Source organism: Pseudomonas sp. yb_2, assembly GCF_043103905.1.
Classification (GTDB): Bacteria; Pseudomonadota; Gammaproteobacteria; order Pseudomonadales; family Pseudomonadaceae; genus Aquipseudomonas; species Aquipseudomonas alloputida.
In genome coordinates this window covers 83,723-103,967 of the sequence record NZ_JBICKH010000084.1, presented here as the reverse complement: position 1 = coordinate 103,967, position 20,245 = coordinate 83,723, and the positions used below count along the sequence as shown (strand labels likewise).

Genomic DNA, 20,245 nt, shown 5'->3' with positions numbered 1-20,245 from the left:
GCTGTCAGTGGGCCGGCGGTGGTTGATCTGGCAGTGTCAGCCAGTCACTGCTGCGCCCTGCCTGGCGAACGCGTATCAGCCACTGGCCGTTTTCGTGGCGCAGCACCGCCCACGGCACCACCCCGGCGTTGCTGGCAACGGCAATCTCCAAGTGGTAATGATCCGGTAGCAGGTGGCGGCGCACAGGCAACTGCCCGTTCTCGAGTGCCAGGTACAGCTGATCGTCAGCCTGAAAAAGCCCTTGTTCGATGTTTACCGGCAGGCCGGCCACAGGCGTTTGTAGATAGCAGTCCTGCAGTAATTGCTTCAGGTCGGGCAGCCCGTCGTACCAGAGCACCGGTGAGTCGATGACCCACTGCCCGTCGGCTTTGCGCTTGAGCGGTTGCTGCAGATAGGCATCTGGCTGGTCAGGGTCAATGGCTCGCCAGCGGTAGCCGTCGAAGCTGACCTGGTAGTAGCGGTTGTCGCTGTCCTTGACGAAATACAGCGACAGCCCACCAAACGCCGAGCTTTGCTCGTATACACCCTCACCGTAGATACCGTCTATGCGATACCGGAGGCTGCTGCTGTCCGGTTGCGCCTGGAAGCGTGCGGGCAGTGGCAGTGGCGGTTGTTTGGGTATTCCGCGCAGGGACCGGCGTAGCAATCTGGAACCGAGAAAACTGGTACCTGCATCGTTGAGGTGGCTAAGCGCCTGATAGGAATGCCGCATCACCCCTTCGACATCCTCTTGGTTGAAGGCCTCGATGCCGTCCAGGATATCGATTGCCATGCGGCCAATCGACAGCACCAGCAACGCGCGGTTGGGCAGCAGCAGGCTGATGAAATCCAGCAAACGCCAGCTCAGCGCCATGACCGACTCCGCATTCACTTCCCTGGTCGTCATGCTGTCGGCGTCGGCCTGGGCGATCAGCGCCCGGGCCTCGGCCATGTAGTAGTCGAAGAAAAGGTCGTCTTTGACCTCGGGCGTGGTCAAATGCGTGCTCAGGCGCCCCTTGTCCAGCAACCGCTGCACCGTGGCGACAGGCAGCAATGGCAGGCGCTGGGCTACGTACGCTCTCAACGTGGGCTGTTGGCGCAATGTGCGAAGCAGTTCGCGGGTTGTTCGAAAACGGCGCCAGGCCCTGCGGTCCGGGGCATCCGGGGTGTATAGCACGCATGCCGGAGACTTGTAGGGGAGGCTGTTGAGCAGAAGCACGCCCTGCAGGGTATGGCCCATGATGTTCAACTGCCGAACAGTGACCGGGTAGCCTGCTACTGGCGCACGCAAGGCATTGTGTGGTTGGTCCAACACTGCGCGCACCCAGTTGTAGCCATGTTCGAAAGGGTCTTCGCCAAAGTGTCCGGCGTAGCGCGCCTTGACTGCTTCAGCGTGCATGCGTGCACGGTTGACCTTGCTGTGCGCAGTCAGGCGCCATTTGCCTGCTCTGGAACTGATGAGTTGGGTGTGCAGGTACTTTGCGTAGCTGTCACCCACGTTCAGTTCCCGGACCATGTGCTTGACATACTGCGGCGTGAGCCCGGCGGGCATGGCTTTGCCGTGGGCATGGATCACCCGGGCAGTCAGCCAGTAGTCGGTATCGAACCACGGCAAGTTCTTGAGGGCGATCTCTTCGAGGGTGTTGATTTCCTCGACCATCTCCACCATCTCGTGGCCCACGCGTCGCATGCCTGCATAGGTGACATAGGATGAGAGGGCGAAGGGATGCATGATGGCGCCCGTGCGGCGGGCGCGTACGACCACGATCTTGATCTCGCGAGGATCTGTTTCGTACCCCAGGTCATGGCTCAGGCGCTCGCGAAGGCGTGCGTTGGCCCAGGCCAGCAGGCTATTGCGTTGCTTGAAGTCGTCAAGGCTCAGCACTCCCGGGGCAGCAGCCTGCTCGGCGATTGCCACCAGCGTTTGCATGGCCTGCATCATATGGCTCAGGCCTTGCGCAGATGTATTGCGCAGCCAGTTGGGCAGGTGCTTCTCAAGCAATTGGGAGTAGCGTGTTTGCAGGATGGGTTTGGCGCCGACTTCGTGCCATAGCGCCAGGGCTTTATGTATTTGGATGTGCTGGTCGGGTGAGGCGTTGCTCCACAAGCCGGTGTCACTCAAGCGTTGGCGTTGGGCTTCTATCGCACTGTCGATCTGGGCCTCCAGCAGGTTATCGGCGTACCAGTCATAGCGCAGACGCTTTGACCGGCGAGCGCGGTCCGCCTGCGTGTCAGTGTACAGATGCAGCAGCGGTCTGCTCTGGAGTGGGTCTTCCAGGCGTTCGCAAAGCTCCTGGTGCAGTGCGCCCAGTGAGTCGAAAGCCTCGATGCCTTGTGACAGGCTGCACAGCAAGGCAGCGCCTGCGGCATCCTGAGGCGTGAGCATAGGGCCTTCGGCGGTACCGGCAACGATGATCAGTGTGCCTGGCAGGTAGCTTCGCCAGTTGGGCCGTAGGCCTTCCAGCAGAACGCGGTAGACCTGTGGCCTTTTGGCCAGGGGCATATGCCTGCGCTGGGAGGGTAGTGGCAGGTGCAGGCAGGCCCATAGTTGATCGGCTGAGCGGTAGCCCAAGGTCTCGTCGCCCAGGCGCAGTTCAACCTCGGCCAGCATCAGCGCCTTGCGCAGTGCCAGCAGCTTTTGTCTGGGGGTTTCACCATGCTCATCGGCCGTGGTCCAGAAGCTGGCCAGTTCACCGTGCAGCCAGGTGCGTGTGTCGGGGTTGATGGGTTGTTGAAGGTCGAGGGTCGGAAGGCCGTCGAGCAGGTCACCGATCTGTCGGTCGATCTGTTCCAGTTGTTCGAGGGGGCGCATTGGGCGGGTCCTTGGTTGAGGAAAACCCCATGCTTGGCAATACCTGCGGTTGCGGGGTGGTAGCGGGCTAGCGCCCCCGACGCCAGAGCAGCCCGCGCAGGCTCAGCAGGGCCGGCAGGCCCAGGCCGGCCCAGGCCAGAACGTCCCAGCCACCGTCGCCGAGCAGCGCAGCGAACAGGCCCAGGAAGCCAAGCAGGGCAATCAACACTGGCCAGGCGAAGAGGCGCGCAGTGGGTTGCGACCTGTGGCTCATGCGCGTGCCTCCCTGGGTTTGCGCTGTTTGCTCCACCACAGGTAGAGGCCGCTGCCGAGCACGATGATTGTCAGCACGTCCAGTAACGCCCAGAGGATCTGCATCGGTCGCCCGCCGTAATCGCCGAAATGCAGTGGCTGCGACAGGCCCATGGCATCCATGTACCAGGGACGGTCGCCTACGGCAGTCACTTCAAGGGTGCGAGCATCGATCAGTACCGGCGTGAACAGGTGCGAACTCAGGTGTGTGGCACCGTTCATGAATACCGCATAGTGGTGCTCACTGGAGAAACGCGTGCCTGGAAACGCGATGAAGTCCGGGCGCATGCCCGGCGCGGCCTGTTCGGCAATGTCCAGCAGGCGAGTGGCTGGAGCGCGCTCGACGAGCGGCGGGGCGTCGCGGTAGGGGGCAACCATCGCAGCCAGGCTGTCGTTGCGCCAGGCCGCAATGACCAGGTCGGACAGGGCGCTGATTACCCCGGTCACGCTCACCGTCAATGCCCAGGCCAGGGTGACCACGCCGATCAGGTTGTGCAGGTCGAGCCAGCGCAGGCGGCGGGATTTCTTGTGGCGTACGGTGCCGAATTCCAGGCGGCGCATGAACGGCGCATAGAGCACGGTGCCGGAGACAATCGCGACAATGAACAATACGCCCATGAAGGCCAGCAGCAGCTTGCCCGGCAGGCCTGCGAACATGTCCACATGCAGGCGCAGCATCACCATCATGAATCCACCATTGGCGGCCGGCATGGCCACCGCCTCGCCGGTGCGTGCATCGAGCATGAAGGTGTGCGACAGGTTGGGGTCGGTGCCGGCGGTGGCGGCGGTAATGGCGACCACGCCGTTGGGGTCGTCTTCATCGTAGCCGAAGTACTGCATGACCTCGCCGGGGCGATGTTGTTCGGCCTTGAGCACCAGTTGCTGCAGGTCGAGGTGCGGGGTGCCTGCCGGCATTTCACGCAGTTCAGGGGCGTCGCCTAGCAGGTGTTCGAGTTCGTGGTGGAAGATAAGGGGCAGGCCGGTGACTGCCAGCAACAGCAGGAACAGGGTACAGACCAGGCTGCTCCAGGTGTGGATCAAGGACCAGCGGCGGATGGTGGGGCTCTTCATCACGGTACCGATTGTTGTCGGTTGGAACCCGGGGCCGCAAGGCGGCCCCAGCTCACTCAGAACTTGTAAGTGGCGCTGGCGACAACGCTGCGCTCATCGCCGTAGTAGCAGTAGTAGGAGTCACAAGTAGAGAGGTAATCCTTGTTCAGCAGGTTGGTGGCGGTGACCGCGACCGACGCGCCCTCCAGGCTGCCGTTCAGGCGACCCAGGTCGTAATGCACCGACCCATCGAAGACGGTGTAGGCCTTGGCCTTGCCCAGGTAGGTATTGCCTTGGTCGCCGTAGGTATTGCCGGTATAACGCGCGCCCAGGCCGATGCCGAAGCCGTCGAGTACGCCCGAGTGCCAGGTGTAGTCGCCCCAGATGGACGCTTGCTGGTTAGGCATCAGTTGCAGGCGGTTACCTTTGAAATCGCCGTCCTGCACCTCGGACTTGGCCAGGGTGTAGGCGGCAATCACCTTCAGGTTGTCGGTCACATCGGAAACCGCTTCCAGCTCTAGGCCGCGGACTTTCACTTCGCCGGTCTGGCTGGTGATGGTCACACCACCGACCGTGTTGGTGACCGAGACGTTTTTCTGAGTCAGGTCGTACACGGCTGCCGACAACAGGGTGTTGGACCCCGGCGGCTGATACTTCACGCCCAGCTCCCACTGTTTGCCTTCGGTGGGCTTGAACGAGTCCGAGGCCGACACACTGGCATTGCTGGACGGCTGGAACGACTCGGCATAGGACAGGTACGGCACGAAGCCCGAGTCGAACACGTAGCTGATGGCTGCGTTGCCGCTGAACTTCTTGTCCCGCTGGGTATTGGTGGCATCGCCCTGGTTGAAGAACTTGGTGCCGGTGTGCACCCAGTCTTCACGACCGCCCAGGGTCAGGCGCCAGTTACCAAGCGCCATCTGGTCCTGCACATACAGGCCGGTCTGACGGGTTTTCTGGTTGTAGTCGTAAAACGCGGTCGACCGATCAGGGCGAGTGATCGGCAGCCCGTAGACCGGGTTGTTGACGTTGCTGTCCGGCACGTTGAAGTCGAAGATCGACAGGTAGTTGGTGTTGATGCGCTGGTGGTCCAGGCCGATCAACAGCGTGTGGTCGATGTCCCCGGTAGCGAAGTCCGCCTGGAAGTTGTTGTCCACCGCGAACTGGCTGATGTCTTCATCGGTGTTGGTGGACATGCGGCTGACAGTGCCATCGTCCTGCACCGGCGGCGAGCTCTTGTTGTAGCTGCCAGGGGTGATGGTCTGGAACGACAGGTCCGACTTGGTGTAGCGCAGGTTCTGGCGGAACTGCCAGACGTCATTGATGCGGTGTTCGAAGGCGTAACCCAGCGCGTAGTAAGTGCGGTCGTAGAACTCGTAATCCGGGTCACCCAGGTTCTTGTGGTGCGAGATCTTGCCGAACGGCATGTCGATCTTGGTGCCCTGGATGGGCCGGAACTGGCTGGTGGCACCGGTATCGTCACGGGTGAACTGGGTGAGGAAGGTCAGCGTCGTGTCTTCGTCAATGTTCCAGGTCAGGCTTGGGGCAATGTTGTAGCGCTTGTTGTCGATGTGGTCGATTTGGGTGCCACTGTCACGAATAACGCCACTGACGCCATAGAGAAAGCGACCTTCATCGTCGATCTTGCCGGTGCTGGCGAAGTTGATCTGGCGATGGTTGTCGCTGCCGTATTGAAGCTCGATTTCGTGAGCGCTTTCGGCTTGCGGACGGCGGCTGACCATGTCCAGCAGGCCGCCAGGTGGAGTCTGGCCGTAAATCGAAGAGGCCGGGCCGCGCAGCAGGGCGAGGCGGTCGAGGTTCCAGGTTTCGGCTTTCGGGTTGGCATACACGCCGCGGGGCAGGGGTAGGCCATCGAGGAACTGCGTTGGCTCGAAGCCGCGCACGCGCATCCAGTCATACCGCGTATCGCTGCCGAAGCTGGCAGAGACGATGCCCGGCATATAGCGCACTGCATCATCCAGGCTGTGTACACCGCGGTCTTTCATTTGCTCGCGGGTGGCGACAGAGACGGAGCGGGGGACTTCCACAAGTGCCGTGTCAGTCTTGGTGCCAGCAGCGGTGCGCTTGGCCACGTAGCCTTCAACCGGGCCCCAGGCGCTTTCGCTGGCGCTGGTGGCATTCACGGTGGTTTCCGGCAAGGCCAGTGTGCCATCCGGCACGGCCACCAGGCTGTAGCTGCCCGCACTGCTCTGCTGCAACTGCAGGCCGGTACCGCTCAGGGCGGCTTGCAGGGCGCCCAGGCCGTCGTATTGGCCGCTGACCGGGGCCGAGGTGCGGCCGCTGACCAGTGCCGGGTCGATGGCCAAGGCAATGCCGGCCTGGCTGGCGATCTGGTTGAGGGTGGTGGCCAGTGGCGCGCTGGGCAGGTTGTAGGCGCGCGACGTGGATTGCTCGGCGGCGAACAAGGCAGGGCTGGTCAGCGGGGCAGCCAGGCCGATGGCCAGGGCCATCAGGCTGGGGCGCAGGATATGATCAACGGCACGGGACATGCGGCGGTTCCTCGACGGGTAAGTGCTTGCTGCTTCCTTGCCGAGCGAGATCTGAAAAGTGACAGGGTGAATCTGAAAAATATTGAGAATTATTTAATGGGATTTTGCCAGCACCGGCCTCTTCGCGGGTGAACCCGCTCCTACGACGACCCCGATGTGTGTCCACCACCGTGGTAGGAGCGGGTTTACCCGCGAATACGGTGGCGGCGGCAACGCTGAACGACTGGTGGAGATTGGCCAGCAAGCCCGGCCTATTTGGAAGTGACGTTCACCCACCACTGCGTATGCCGCTCGATCTTGACCGGCAACGCCGGCACCAGTGAGGCCAGCGCCAGGTCGGTGTTGGTCAGCGGGAAGCTGCCGGTCACGCGCAGGTCGGCGACCTTGGCATCCACCCCGAGGTAGCCGCTGCGGTACTGGCCCAATGTGGCGAGCAGGTCGCCCAAGCGTACGTTGTCGACCACCAGCATGCCGCGGGTCCAGGCATCGGCACCGGCAGGCACCGTGCCAACCTCGCCGAGGCCGTTGGCGTTCATCAACACCTGCTGGCCTTCGCGCAGCACCTGTTCGTCGCCGCTGTCATGCGGCATGGCGGCGACCGAGGCTTGCAGCACTTCCAGGCGCGTACCGCCGGCTTCGCGGCGCACCAGGAAGCGCGTGCCTAGTGGCCGCAAGCGACCGTCCTCAGTGCGTACCAGCAGCGGGCGCGGGTCCTGGTGGCCGGTTTCGACCGAGATTTCGCCCTGGTGCAGCACGATCACCCGTTGCGCGCCGGCGTAGTCGATGTCCACGGCGGTGTGGGTGTTCAGGCTCAGCAGTGTGCCGTCTTCCAGGCGCAAGGTGCGTAATTCACCCGTGGCGGTGCGCTGGTCGGCCAGCCAGTAGCTGGGTGCCAGCGACGGGGCGCCGACCCATGCCAGCAGCGCGCCGAGCAGAAACGTGCCGGCCAGCCCGCCGCCAACCTTGCCAATGCGTCGCCGCAGGCTGGCGCGCGATTGCAGCAGCGCCTGGCGTGCCGGGCCAGCTGCCGCGCTAACGCGTTGGTCCATGGCGCCGAGCTGGCGCCAGGCACGTGCGTGCTCTTCGCTGGCGGCATGCCAGCGCATGAATTCGTTGCGTTCATCAGGCGTGCCGCTGCTCTCGCCAAGGCTGAGTTTCCAGGCAATCGCGGCTTCCAGGACCCGGGACGAAACCGGGAGGTTGCTCACGTCGGCTCCCCGTACAAGGCCACGTAGCACTGGCGCATGCCTTGGGCGATGTACTGGCGCACCCGCGATACCGAAACGCCAAGGCGCTCGGCAATTTCGGCATGGCCCATGCCGTCCAGACGGCTGTGCAGAAACGCCGCGCGAGCCTTGCTCGACGGCTTGCCGAGCAGGCGGTCGATGGCTTTGAGGTCTTCAAGGATCAGGTGCTGTATTTCTGGCGAGGGCTGTTCGGCTTCAGGGATCAATGCCAGCTCGGCCAGGTAGGCCTGTTCCAGCGCGGCGCGGCGGAAGTGGTCGAACATCAGCCCCTTGGCCACGGCGGCCAGAAACGCGCGGGGTTCGCGGGGGGTGTCCAGTTGCTCACGACCAAGCAGGCGCACGAAGGTGTCCTGGCTCAGGTCTTCAGCACGCTGGCGACAGGCCATGCTGCGTTGCAGCCAGGCGAGCAGCCAGCCGCGGTGGTCGCGGTACAGCGCACCGACCAGATCGGCGTGTGGGCTTTGTGCAGAAGACAAGCAGCGTCCCCCCGGAACGAATGCATTAACTAACGATAATTATTCGCGATTGTTGCAGAGGGGAGGGGGTGGGTGCAATGGACGCTTATCGGATTGCCATCATGGGGCTTGGGTTGAGTTGTGTGGCGCCGGTGAGATCGAGCGCCGCCCGCGCGGCGCATCGCGAGCAAGCTCGCTCCTACATTTGTTTCGGGCCAGTTATGCCTGTGACAGGCGCGCGCGACCGCCTTGTTCGTACGACGCGGTATCGCGCCATGCGCCAAGGGGACGCACAACTCCCCCCAGGAATAATTGGCCCGAAACAAATGTAGGAGCGAGCTTGCTCGCGATGCGCCGCGCGGGCGGCGCTCGATCTCACCGACGCTGCAAATCCCACGCCCTACAAACCGTGGCTCTGCATCTTGCGCCGTCGCCACCCGCGCAACCGTTGCTCCAGCTGCAGCGGGCTGTCCAGCTGCTGGCGCCGGGCCTGGCTGAACAGGATCAGCGCCAGTTCTGCGGTCACCTGGGCATCGGCACTGGCATGATGGCGTTCTTCAACCTGCAAGCCAAACCGCGCTACCCAGTCATCCAGCCCGGCCTCGCGCAGCACGGTGTCGGGGTTGAGCATCGGCGCCAGCTCGGCGATATCGAGGAATGGCGACTGCAAGCGGTAACCCAGGCTCTCTTTCAGCGCACGCGCCAGCATGCGCTGGTCGAATGGCGCGTGAAACGCCAGCACCGGGCTGTTGCCAATGAAATCGAGCAAATCCAGCAGGGCCTCGGCCGGGTCGCAACCGGCAGCCAGGGCGCTGGGGCCCAAACCGTGGATCAGTACGCTGGCGTTGGTCTTCTGCAAAGGCCGGTGCAGTGTGCGTTCGAACTGCTGGGCAAAGTCGATGGCACCGTCTTCGATGGCCACCGCCCCGATCGACAGTACCTGATCACGGTTGGGGTTGAGCCCGCTGGTTTCCAGGTCCAGCACCACCCAGCGCTGCTCACGCAGGGTACATACCCCCAGCGGCACGGGCTTGGGCAACCGGGCCAGGCGCTGGCGTGTGGTGTGGTCCAGCTCGGGCGCGCTGGGGCGCAGCCAGGCGAACAGGCTCATAGCTGATACCGCAAGGCCAGGCTGCTTTGCAGGCGCTGAGCCTGGCGCAGGGATTCGCGCAGGATACGCCGGTCCAGGTGGTTGAGGCTGTCCGGGTCGAGCCGGTTGGAGTAAGGCAGGTTGTCGCGTATCTGGCGCTGGTGCTGCTGCATGCGGGTTTGCTGGATGAAGTGGTAGGCCTCTTCATAGGCGGCGCCGTCCAACGGTTCGATCACGCCCTTGGCTACCAGTTGGCGCAGGCGCTCCAGGGTATTGCAGGCAGCTATGCCATTGGCCAGGGCCAGCAAACGGGCACCATCCACGAAGGGCGTCAGGCCCTGGACCTTGAGGTCGAGGGTCGCCGCCTTGTCGTTGCCTTGGCGTGTCAGCACGAACTCGCGCAACCGGCCCACCGGCGGGCGTTGGCGCAGGGCGTTGTCAGCCATCATGCGCTGGAAGATGCGGTTGTCGGCTACCTGTGCCAGCAGGCCCTGGCGCAGCTGCTCGCAGCCTTGCTCGTCGCCCCACACCACACGCAGGTCGAAGTAGATGCTCGAGCCCAGCAGGTTCTCCGGGCTGGCTTCGCGGACAAACCCGGCAAAGCGCCGCGCCCACTCGCTGCGCGACAGGCACAGTTCGGGGTTGCCGGCCATGACGTTACCCATGCACAGGGTGAAACCGCACTGGGCCAGGCATTGGTTGATGTATTGCGCCAGCGGCAGCAGGCGAGCGCGGATGGCGTCGGCCTCGGCGCTGTCGACTGCTTCGAAGAGGATGCCGTTGTCCTGGTCGGTGTGCAGGGTCTGCTCACGTCGCCCTTCGCTGCCAAAGCACAGCCAGCTGAACGGCACGCCCGGGTCGCCACGTTCGGCCAGGGCCAGTTCGATGACCCGGCACACGGTATGGTCGTTGAGCAAGGTAATGATCTGGGTGATCTGCGTCGACGATGCGCCATGGGCCAGCATGCGTTCCACAAGCTGGCTGATTTCGCCGCGCAGCGAAACCAGCGTATCCAGGCGTGGTGCATGGCGTATGGTGCGCGCCAGGTGAACCAGATCGACCCGTTGCAGGGAGAACAGGTCGCGCTCGGAAACCACGCCGCACAAGCGTCCGTTTTCCACCAGGCAGACATGGGCAATATGCCGCTCGGTCATGGCCATGGCGGCATCGAAGGCGCTGGCCTGGGGTGGTAGGTAGAACGGTTTGGCGGTCATGTGCCGGTCGATGGCGGCGCCCAGGTCGGCATCTACTGTCGCCACCACCTGGCGCAGGTCGCGCAAGGTGAAGATACCGATGGGGTAGCGCTGCGGGTCGACCACCACGATGCTGCCCACCTGTTGCTCGTGCATCAGCCGCACGGCTTCGCGCAGGGGCGTATGGGCGCTGCACACCACCGGGTGACGCATGGCCAGTTCACCCAGGGGGGTGTTCAGCGAGTATTGGGTGCCGAGGGTTTCCACCGCGCGCTGGCGTACTTGCTGATTGACCTGATCAAGCAGGCTGCTGACACCGCGCAGGGCAAAATCCCGAAACACTTCAGACATCGAGAACACGCGGATGAATGCGGCCTTGTTCAGTTGCAGGCAGAAGGTGTCTTCCCCGGCCAGGTGCTCGGTGCGGGTTGCCCGCTCACCCAGCAGGGCTGCCAGCGGGAAGCACTCCCCGCTGGTGATCTCGAACGTGGTTTCGACACCCGGTTTGGCCAGGTGCTGGCGCTCGCCAACCACGCGGCCCTGCTTGACGATGTAGAAGTGCTCGACCGGCCCGTCGGCAGGTTTGACGATGCTTTCACCGCAGGCGTAGAAGCGCAGCTGGCACTGCTCGACCAAGAAGGCCAGGTGGCTGTGCTCCATCTGATTGAACGGCGGAAAGCGCTGCAGGAACTGCAATGTGCCTTGGATGTTTTGCAGTACCGCTGTCTTGCCCGCCTGGCTGTAGGCGTCCTTTTTGCTCATGAAACTGACCGTATCGCTATGCCGAACTATATATATCTATATATAGGTACCGGCCATGTTGTTCTCTGCCTCCATGGTCGGCTTGCGGCGGGGTGGTGCCCATTGGACGTAAGTCTATGAGCGCTATTGTCAAAGACCCGACGAAAGGCGAAACGGGTTACGCAAGTAATGCGGTCCTAATGCTGAAGCGGAATTTTTTTGACGAGATGAGTATGCCTGAGCACACCGATATCCTGAGCGACGCCGAGCGCGAGGCCTTGGCCGGGGTAAGTGCGCCTGTGGCGCCCAGGCCGTTGGTGTTGATCGTTGATGACAATCCAGTGAACAGCGAGGCTCTGGGCTATTTTCTGAAAAGCAGGGGTATCGACAGCATGCTCGCCGACGGTGCCCAAGAGGCATTATGGAAGCTGCACTGGGAGCCCAGGATCGCACTGATGATCACGGATCTGCGTATGGAGCCCTGGGACGGGATGGACTTGATCCGCCAGGTACGTGAGTCGAAGTGGGCGGCGTTGTCGATCATCGTGGTGTCGGGCGACACCGATGTGAAAGAGGCGGTGGACGTGATGCACCTGGGGGTGGTGGATTTTCTCCTCAAGCCAGTGGATTTGGACAAGTTGCTGGAGCTGGTGAAGAGAGAATTGAAAATGGGTTGATGCGTAAGGGGGCCGCAAAACGGCCCCCTGGCGCAGATGTTACTTACAACCCGTTACGCGCCTTGAACTCGCGGCGACGGCGGTGCAGTACCGGTTCGGTATAACCGTTCGGTTGCTTGCCACCTTCCACTACCAGTTCCACAGCCGCCTGGAACGCCACGTTGTCGTCGAAGTTCGGCGCCATCGGGCGGTACAGGGCGTCGCCAGCGTTCTGCTGATCGACCACCACGGCCATGCGCTTGAGGCTTTCCAGCACCTGCTCCTGGCTGACCACGCCGTGGCGCAGCCAGTTGGCCAGCAGCTGGGCAGAGATGCGCAGGGTGGCACGGTCTTCCATCAGGCCGACGTTGTTGATGTCCGGTACCTTCGAGCAACCCACGCCCTGGTCGATCCAACGCACCACGTAGCCGAGAATGCCCTGGGCGTTGTTGTCCAGCTCGTTGCGGATCTCTTCGGCCGACCAGTTGGTGTCGGCAGCCAGCGGAATGGCCAGAATGTCGTCCACCGACGCCGGGGTACGTGAAGCCAGTTCACGCTGGCGCGCCTGTACGTCCACCTTGTGGTAGTGCAGGGCGTGCAGGGTGGCGGCAGTTGGCGACGGTACCCAAGCGGTGTTGGCACCGGCCAGCGGGTGGGCGATCTTCTGCTCGAGCATGGCGGCCATCAGGTCAGGCATGGCCCACATGCCTTTGCCGATCTGCGCACGGCCTTGCAGGCCGGTGGCCAGGCCAACGTCGACGTTGTTGTTTTCGTAGGCGCCGATCCACTTCTCGTTCTTCATGGCACCTTTGCGCACCACGGCGCCGGCTTCCATCGAGGTGTGGATTTCATCGCCAGTGCGGTCAAGGAAGCCGGTGTTGATGAACGCCACGCGCTCGGCGGCTGCCTTGATGCAGGATTTGAGGTTGACCGTGGTACGGCGTTCCTCGTCCATGATGCCGACCTTGACGGTGTTGCGCGGCATGCCCAGCAGGTCTTCGACCTGGCTGAAGATCTCGGCGGCGAAGGCCACTTCCTCAGGGCCGTGCATCTTCGGCTTGACGATGTACACGCTGCCGCTGCGGGTATTCTTGCGGCTGGTGTTGCCGTTGAGGTTGTGCAGGGCGATCAGGTTGGTGAACAGCCCGTCCTGGATACCTTCGGGGATTTCGTTGCCTTGGGCATCGAGGATCGCCGGGTTGGTCATCAGGTGGCCAACGTTGCGCACGAACAGCAACGAACGACCGTGCAGGGTCACGCTGCCGCCGTTGGGCGCCGCGTACTCGCGGTCCGGGTTCATGGTGCGGGTGAAGGTTTTGCCACCCTTGCTCACGCTTTCGGCCAGGTCGCCTTTCATCAAGCCCAGCCAGTTGCGGTAGACGATGACTTTGTCGTCAGCGTCTACGGCTGCAACCGAGTCTTCGCAGTCCATGATGGTGGTCAGTGCCGACTCCATCAGGATGTCTTTGACGCCAGCGGCGTCGGTGCTGCCGACGGGGGTGCTGGCATCGACCTGGATTTCGAAGTGCAGGCCGTTGTGCTTGAGCAGCACGGCAGTCGGCGCGGCGGCGTCGCCGTGGAAGCCGATCAGTTGCGCATCGTCGCGCAGGCCGCTGTTGCTGCCGCCTTTCAAGGCAACAACCAGCTTGCCGCCTTCGATGCGGTAGCCCGTGGAGTCGACGTGCGAGCCGGCGGCCAGTGGCGCGGCTTCGTCGAGGAAGGCGCGGGCGAAGGCGATGACCTTGTCGCCGCGTACCTTGTTGTAACCCTGGCCTTTTTCGGCGCCGCCTTCATCGCTGATGGCGTCGGTGCCGTAAAGGGCGTCGTACAGCGAACCCCAGCGGGCGTTGGCGGCGTTCAGGGCGAAGCGGGCGTTCATCACCGGAACGACCAGCTGTGGGCCGGCCATGTGGGCGATTTCTTCGTCCACGTTCTGGGTGGTGGCCTGGAAATCGTCGGCTTGTGGCAGCAGGTAGCCGATTTCCTGGAGGAATGCTTTGTAGGCTGCGGCGTCGTGGGCCTGGCCTTTGCGTGCCTGGTGCCAGGCGTCGATCTTGGCTTGCAGCTCGTCGCGCTTGGCGAGCAGGGCTTTGTTCTTTGGAGCGAGGTCATTGATGATCTTCTCTGCACCCGCCCAGAACTGCTCGGCGACGATGCCGGTCCCGGGGATGGCTTCGTTGTTCACGAAGTCGTACAGGACCTTGGCGACCTGAAGGCCACCGACTTGAACGTATCCAGTCATTGCTTGCCTCACTCTGCTCAGCTATTTCGCTCTTCTGTATTAAGCCTGTAGCGCTTCTCTAAACACGGCACCAGTGCATGCCACCGGTTATGCTCGGGGGCGGCTGGGTGCGGCCTACCAGACAGGCTGGTGGGCAGTGTGCGTATTTTCACAGGCGCCTTGGCAGACATCCAAACGACGTTTTGTAGTCCGCGCCACGGGATACTACATGAAGCAGTAGGCGGGGCAAAATCAGACTAAAAGCGCCGTTATGCGACCCGATGGTCGCGTATGGTCACGCTGGGAGTAGGTATGTTCGCAAAAAACAGGTGGATTGTTCCAGATAAATCTTGAAACAGTACACGATTGGCTGTGCAGATTGCCCTGCGGCAGGTTGCCGCGCCTTGCCTATACTGACTCGATCCCCCGATTTTCTGCCGCCCGGCGCGGTCCGACACGAGGAAGGGCTTGTGGATCATCTTGTACTGACTGTAATTGCCCCTGACAAGGCCGGCCAGGTCGAACGTATTGCCCAGTGCATCGCCGACCACAGTGGTAACTGGTTGGAAAGCCGCATGTCGCGTATGGCCGGGCAGTTTGCTGGCATTCTGCGGGTGGCGGTGCCGGCAGAGAATTACGCCGAGCTTGTGGCCTCGCTGGAGGGGCTGGCCAGGTATGACATTCGCGTGCTGATTGCCGAGAGCGGGATCGAGCCGTCGTGCACCTGGAAGCCAATTGCCATGGAGCTGGTGGGTAACGACCGGCCGGGGATCGTGCGGGACATTACCCGCTTGCTGGCCGAGTTGCAGGTAAACGTCGAGCGGTTTTCCACAGACGTGCAGCCGGCGCCGATGAGCAGTGAGCCGTTGTTCCACGCCGACGCATTGCTGGCGTTGCCGTTGACCTTGCCGCTGGATGAACTGCAGCAGAAGCTAGAGAGCTTGGCGGATGACTTGATGGTGGAGTTGAAGCTGCGGGCAGAGAATTGATCAGCAAGCGGCCATCTGCGGTTATCCCGATATCACGGGGAAGGCCCTGTGGATAACCTGGGGGTGTACCTCTCCAGCCCAGGTATCACGTGCCTTGTACTGTTTTGCTCAAAAAATGCCCAATTATCAGCAGCTTGTGCACAAAGCGCGGGGACGAGGGTGTGGATAACCTATGGAGATGTCTCTGCAGGCCAGGCGCTACATGGCCTGCAGAGTTTTGATCGTTTTCTGATCAGCTACGTTTGCGCAAGTTCAGCCATGCATCGACGCTGTAAATCGCCAAACCTGCCCAGATGAACATGAAGGCCGCCAGGGTGCTCGACGACAAATGCTCATCGAACAGCACTACGGCCTGCAACAGCACCAAGGTCGGTGCCAGGTACTGCAGGAAGCCCAGCGTGGTGTACGGCAGGTGCCGTGCGGCGGCGTTGAAGCATACCAGCGGCACCAGCGTTACCGGCCCGGCCGCCATCAGCCACAGCGCTTCGCTGCTGGTATAGAACGCGCCCTGGGCACTCATCGCGGCCGGGTGCAGCAGCAGCCAGCCAAGGGCCAGCGGTACCAGCATCCAGGTTTCCACCACCAGGCCGGGCAGTGCCGCCACCGGCGCCTGCTTGCGGATCAGCCCATAGAAGCCAAAGCTCAACGCCAGCACCAGTGACACCCACGGCAGGCTGCCCACTTGCCACACCTGCTGCGCCACACCCACGGCCGCCATGCCCACCGCCAGCCATTGCAGGCGGCGCAGGCGCTCGCCAAGAATCAGCATGCCCAGCAGTACGTTGATTAGCGGGTTGATGTAATAGCCCAGGCTGGCCTCGAGCATACGGCCGTTGTTCACCGACCACACGTAGGTCAGCCAGTTACCGGCGATCAGTGCCCCGCTCAGTGCCAGGATGCCCAGCCGGCGCGGGTTGTTGCGCAGTTCCCGCCACCAGCCGGGGTGTTTCCACACCAGTAGCAGCAGCGAGCCGAACAGTGCTGACCAGAGCACCCGGTGGACAATGATCTCCACCGCCGGGACGCTCTGGATTGCCTTGAAGTAGAGGGGGAAAAGGCCCCAGATGATGTAGGCGCTCAAGCCCAGTATGTACCCGCGACGCGGGTTTGCGGCGTGCATGCAGAATCCTTGCTTAGGTTGCTAAATAAAGCGACGCCTATTGTAGACAGAGGCGGGCGTGCTTCTAGAACAATTTCAGCGGTGCTTCATCCAGCGCCGCCATCTGTTCGCGCAAGGCGAGAATCTGGTCGCCCCAGTAGCGTGGCTGGCCAAACCAAGGGAAGCTGGGCGGGAACGCGGGGTCGTCCCAGCGCCTTGCCAGCCAGGCGCTATAGTGCAACTGGCGCAGGGCGCGCAGGGGCTCGATCAGGGCCAGTTCGCGCGGGTCGAAGTCGTGGAACTCGTTGTAGCCGTCGATCAGCTCGGCCAGTTGTCCCAGGCGCTCCTCGCGGTTGCCGGCCAGCATCATCCACAAGTCTTGCACCGCTGGGCCCATGCGGCAATCGTCGAGGTCGACCACGTGGTACACGTCGTCACGGTGCATCAGGTTGCCCGGGTGCAGGTCGCCGTGCAGGCGAATGAGCTGGTGTGGTGTGCGAGCGTAGATGTCCTCCACCCGCTTGAGCAGATCGCGGGCCACGGACTCGAACGCCGGCAGCAGTTCACGCGGGACAAAATTACCCTCCAGCAAGGTGTTCAGCGAGGCGTGGCCAAAGTTGTCCACAGCCAGTGCCTCGCGGTGCTTGAACGGCTTGCTGGCGCCCACGGCATGCAGGCGGCCAAGTAACTGACCCAGGCGATACAACTGGTCGAGGTTGCCAGGCTCGGGGGCGTGGCCGCCGCGACGGGGGAACAGCGTGAAGCGGAAGCCCTTGTGTTCGAACAAGGTGCGGTCATCGTGCCGCAGGGGCACAACCACCGGGACTTCGCAGTCGGCGAGTTCGGCCGTGAAGGCGTGTTCTTCGAGGATGGCTGCATCGCTCCAGCGGCCTGGGCGGTAGAACTTGGCAATCAGCGGCTGCGCGTCTTCGATGCCCACCTGGTACACGCGGTTCTCGTAGCTGTTCAGCGCCAGCACCCGAGCGTCGCTGAGAAAGCCCAGGCTTTCCACTGCGTCCAGGACCAGGTCGGGGGTGAGGGTGTCGAAGGGGTGGGACATGGTGGCTCCGGAGGGTAAGCGGCGTGAGGACATGGTACCGCTTTATACCGGTGCCGGCCCCTTCGCGGGCGTGCCCGCACATTACGGCCCAGATGCATCGGGTGGTGCGTCCCTGTGGGAGCGGGCGAGCCCGCGAACCGCGCACCGCGCGGCCAGACTATGCGGGAACCCCGATCAACACATAAGACGGGTGAAACTGCACCCGCACCACACTGCCATCCACGACCTGCTGGGCAGCCAACCAGTGCGCATCAGCCATTGCACACAGGGTCTGCCCGTTGCCTAACGCCAGCCTGACTTCACTGGGCCCATCGACCTCTGCCAGCACTTCCTCCACCTTCGTGCAAAGGCAATTGCTCCCCGCTTGGGCTTCTTCCCCCTCCGCCAACAACCGCACCCACCCGGCCTTGAGCAGCGCCACCACCGTTGTTCCCACTGTCAGCTCCAGACGCGCCGTGCTGTCGTGGGTGATCAGCGCATCGATCTCCAACCCGCCGCTCAATGCCAGGCTGACGCGGTCATACCGGCCTTCAGGGCGCAGGGCGCTGACCTGGCCCTGCAACTGGTTGCGCGCACTGGTGCGCAGCATCAGGCGCCCGAGCAGGTCGAGGTCGCCGGATTCTTCGGCGGCTTCAAGGATTTGTGCCTGCAGGGCCTGCAGCCGTTGGTACAGGCGCAATACCCGCTCGCCTTCCGCCGACAAGTGCGCACCGCCACCGCCGCGGCCACCGGTGCTGCGCTTGACCAAGGGCTGGCTGGCCAGGTTGTTGAGCTCGTCGATGGCATCCCAGGCCGCCTTGTAGCTGATACCCGCGGCCTTGGCGGCGCGGGTGATCGAGCCTTGTTCGGCAATGTGCTGCAGCAGCGCGATGCGCTGTGGGCGGCGGGCGATGTGCTGGGTGAGAACGGGGGGTAGGGACATGGGTATTCCGTATACAAAGGTGCTTTACAAATGGGCAGGTCGCGCCTGGTCATACATACCCCGGTTTGGGCGTACGTGCCAGGCAATACACATCCACCCGCCGCGCACCTGCCTTGCGCAGTGCCTGGGCGATAGCCTGCGCAGTGGCACCGGTGGTCAACACATCATCGACGATGGCGACATGCTTGCCTTCCAGTTCGCCCTGTACCGCGAACGCCTGGCGCAAATTGCGCCGCCGTGCCTTGGCGCCCAGATGTTGCTGTGCCGGTGTCTCGCGGGTGCGGGCCAGCAAACGCTCGTTGCAGGTTACCCCGACGTGCGACGACAACCACCGCCCAAGCATCCCCGCCTGGTTGAACCCCCGCTCGCGCAGTCGACGCCTGGCCAGAGGCACAGGCAACAGCAGGTCAGGGCGAGGCAACCCTTCGGCATAGCGATACTGCAGCCCCTGCCCCAGCAGCTCAGCCATCAGGCGCCCCAAAGGCCATTGGCGATTGTGCTTGAAACGGCTGATCAACGTGTCCACCGGAAAGCCGAAATGCCACAGGGCAATGACCTGATCGAAGGCCGGCAAGCCGCGGCCACACGGGGCGCAGGTCAAGCCGGCCATGGGCAAGGGCAGGGCGCAATGCCGGCACTGATCACCCAGCCAGGGCAGCGCCTGTTCGCAGGTAACGCACAGCGGGTAATGCTGCTCGGCAGGCTCATCGCATAACAAGCACTTCTGGTTAATAAGTGAGCACTTGTAAACCAATCGCTTCCAGTACAGTTGACAGTTCATAGGCCTTCCATGACTATGCGAGCTATCCGTGATGCGCTGGCGGGCTTTCCTGTCCCGGCGCCAGCTACAGCCTAAACAAGGAAACGCCGATGAGCGCCAGCACAACTGCAACAACACGTCACGACTGGTCCCTGGCCGAGGTCAAGGCGCTGTTCCAGCAACCGTTCAATGACTTGCTGTTCCAGGCGCAGACCGTGCACCGCGCGCATTTCGACCCCAACCGCGTGCAGGTTTCGACCTTGCTGTCGATCAAGACCGGCGCCTGCCCGGAAGATTGCAAATATTGTCCGCAGTCCGGCCACTACAACACCGGGCTGGAGAAACAGAAGCTGATGGAAGTGCAGAAGGTGCTGGAAGAAGCTGCCCGCGCCAAAGCCATCGGTTCTACCCGTTTCTGCATGGGGGCGGCGTGGAAGCACCCGTCGGCCAAAGACATGCCCTACGTGCTGGAGATGGTCAAAGGCGTCAAGGCCATGGGCCTGGAAACCTGCATGACCCTCGGCAAACTCGATCAGGAGCAGACCAAGGCCCTGGCTCACGCGGGTCTGGACTACTACAACCACAACCTCGACACCTCGCCGGAGTTCTACGGCAGCATCATCACCACACGTACCTACAGCGAGCGCCTGCAGACCCTGGCCTACGTGCGCGATGCCGGGATGAAAATCTGCTCTGGTGGCATTCTGGGCATGGGTGAATCGCTGGATGACCGCGCCGGCCTGCTGATCCAGCTGGCCAACCTGCCGGAACACCCGGAGTCGGTGCCGATCAACATGCTGGTCAAGGTGGCCGGCACGCCGTTGGCTGAGGAAGAGGACGTCGACCCGTTCGACTTTATCCGTATGCTGGCCGTGGCCCGTATCCTCATGCCCAAGTCTCACGTGCGCCTGTCCGCCGGCCGCGAGCAGATGAACGAGCAGATGCAGGCCCTGGCCTTCATGGCGGGCGCCAACTCGATCTTCTACGGCGAAAAGCTGCTGACCACTGCCAACCCCCAGGCCGACAAGGACATGCAGCTGTTCGCACGCCTGGGCATCAAGCCCGAAGCGCGTGAAGAGCACGCCGACGAAGTGCACCAGGCAGCCATCGAGCAAGCGCTGGTCGAGCAGCGCAGCAGCGAGATGTTCTACGACGCCGCGACAGCCTGAT

General features: G+C 62.9%; 16 protein-coding genes. 3 read left to right on the top strand and 13 right to left on the bottom strand.

The genetic code is table 11. The features are described 5' to 3' along the window. Window positions 1–4: 4 nt before the first annotated feature. The 8 genes from ACF8FB_RS23955 to ACF8FB_RS23920 form a co-directional block, all read right to left on the bottom strand. The gene (locus ACF8FB_RS23955; RefSeq protein ID WP_060489129.1) at window positions 5–2,791 is read right to left on the bottom strand and encodes a dermonecrotic toxin domain-containing protein; all 2,787 of its coding nucleotides are present in this window, start codon (window positions 2,789–2,791) and stop codon (window positions 5–7) included. Between the two features lie 67 nt (window positions 2,792–2,858). Beyond that, the gene (locus tag ACF8FB_RS23950) at window positions 2,859–3,044 is read right to left on the bottom strand and encodes a hypothetical protein (RefSeq protein ID WP_019750253.1); all 186 of its coding nucleotides are present in this window, start codon (window positions 3,042–3,044) and stop codon (window positions 2,859–2,861) included. Further along, on the bottom strand, window positions 3,041–4,153 hold the full coding sequence (locus ACF8FB_RS23945; protein ID WP_392509593.1) for a PepSY-associated TM helix domain-containing protein: 1,113 nt from the start codon (window positions 4,151–4,153) through the stop codon (window positions 3,041–3,043). The genes ACF8FB_RS23950 and ACF8FB_RS23945 overlap by 4 nt, the downstream gene beginning before the upstream one ends. A gap of 56 nt (window positions 4,154–4,209) precedes the next feature. Beyond that, window positions 4,210–6,642 carry a TonB-dependent siderophore receptor gene (locus ACF8FB_RS23940; protein WP_010951702.1) on the bottom strand — a complete coding sequence of 811 codons (2,433 nt, stop codon included), beginning with the start codon at window positions 6,640–6,642 and terminating at the stop codon, window positions 4,210–4,212. Window positions 6,643–6,893: 251 nt separating this feature from the next. Beyond that, a complete protein-coding gene (locus tag ACF8FB_RS23935) occupies window positions 6,894–7,850 on the bottom strand; it encodes a FecR domain-containing protein (protein WP_392512183.1) in 957 nt (318 codons plus the stop codon). Then, window positions 7,847–8,365 (bottom strand): RNA polymerase sigma factor, encoded by a 519-nt coding sequence (locus ACF8FB_RS23930; RefSeq protein ID WP_392512181.1) that lies wholly within the window; start codon window positions 8,363–8,365, stop codon window positions 7,847–7,849. Before ACF8FB_RS23930 ends, ACF8FB_RS23935 begins: the two co-directional genes overlap by 4 nt. Window positions 8,366–8,744: 379 nt before the next feature. Further along, the gene (locus ACF8FB_RS23925; RefSeq protein ID WP_010951705.1) at window positions 8,745–9,455 is read right to left on the bottom strand and encodes a PolC-type DNA polymerase III; all 711 of its coding nucleotides are present in this window, start codon (window positions 9,453–9,455) and stop codon (window positions 8,745–8,747) included. Beyond that, window positions 9,452–11,389, bottom strand: coding sequence for a putative nucleotidyltransferase substrate binding domain-containing protein (locus ACF8FB_RS23920; protein ID WP_182375487.1), 1,938 nt, complete (start codon window positions 11,387–11,389; stop codon window positions 9,452–9,454). The genes ACF8FB_RS23925 and ACF8FB_RS23920 overlap by 4 nt, the downstream gene beginning before the upstream one ends. Before the next feature lie 116 nt (window positions 11,390–11,505). Here ACF8FB_RS23920 and ACF8FB_RS23915 point away from each other — a divergent pair, with 116 nt between their 5' ends. Then, on the top strand, window positions 11,506–12,045 hold the full coding sequence (locus ACF8FB_RS23915; protein ID WP_392512178.1) for a response regulator: 540 nt from the start codon (window positions 11,506–11,508) through the stop codon (window positions 12,043–12,045). Window positions 12,046–12,088: 43 nt separating this feature from the next. Here the strand turns inward: ACF8FB_RS23915 and ACF8FB_RS23910 are convergent, their stop codons facing one another. Continuing rightward, the gene (locus ACF8FB_RS23910) at window positions 12,089–14,266 is read right to left on the bottom strand and encodes a malate synthase G (protein WP_003255621.1); all 2,178 of its coding nucleotides are present in this window, start codon (window positions 14,264–14,266) and stop codon (window positions 12,089–12,091) included. Between the two features lie 449 nt (window positions 14,267–14,715). On the opposite strand from ACF8FB_RS23910, the gene ACF8FB_RS23905 reads away from it, so the two are divergent. Further along, window positions 14,716–15,234 carry a glycine cleavage system protein R gene (locus ACF8FB_RS23905; protein WP_392512176.1) on the top strand — a complete coding sequence of 173 codons (519 nt, stop codon included), beginning with the start codon at window positions 14,716–14,718 and terminating at the stop codon, window positions 15,232–15,234. 232 nt (window positions 15,235–15,466) lie between these two features. Here the strand turns inward: ACF8FB_RS23905 and rarD are convergent, their stop codons facing one another. From rarD to ACF8FB_RS23885, 4 genes are all read right to left on the bottom strand, one after another. Further along, the gene (gene rarD / locus ACF8FB_RS23900; protein ID WP_003255619.1) at window positions 15,467–16,354 is read right to left on the bottom strand and encodes an EamA family transporter RarD; all 888 of its coding nucleotides are present in this window, start codon (window positions 16,352–16,354) and stop codon (window positions 15,467–15,469) included. A 64-nt stretch (window positions 16,355–16,418) separates the two neighbouring features. Continuing rightward, window positions 16,419–17,393 (bottom strand): serine/threonine protein kinase, encoded by a 975-nt coding sequence (locus ACF8FB_RS23895; RefSeq protein WP_392512174.1) that lies wholly within the window; start codon window positions 17,391–17,393, stop codon window positions 16,419–16,421. 157 nt (window positions 17,394–17,550) lie between these two features. Further along, window positions 17,551–18,315 (bottom strand): TOBE domain-containing protein, encoded by a 765-nt coding sequence (locus ACF8FB_RS23890; RefSeq protein WP_392512172.1) that lies wholly within the window; start codon window positions 18,313–18,315, stop codon window positions 17,551–17,553. Window positions 18,316–18,364: 49 nt separating this feature from the next. After that, complete coding sequence (locus ACF8FB_RS23885) at window positions 18,365–19,096, bottom strand: phosphoribosyltransferase family protein (RefSeq protein WP_392512170.1); 732 nt, start codon at window positions 19,094–19,096, stop codon at window positions 18,365–18,367. An 89-nt stretch (window positions 19,097–19,185) separates the two neighbouring features. On the opposite strand from ACF8FB_RS23885, the gene bioB reads away from it, so the two are divergent. Further along, the gene (bioB, locus tag ACF8FB_RS23880) at window positions 19,186–20,244 is read left to right on the top strand and encodes a biotin synthase BioB (protein WP_064490767.1); all 1,059 of its coding nucleotides are present in this window, start codon (window positions 19,186–19,188) and stop codon (window positions 20,242–20,244) included. Window position 20,245 lies beyond the last annotated feature (1 nt).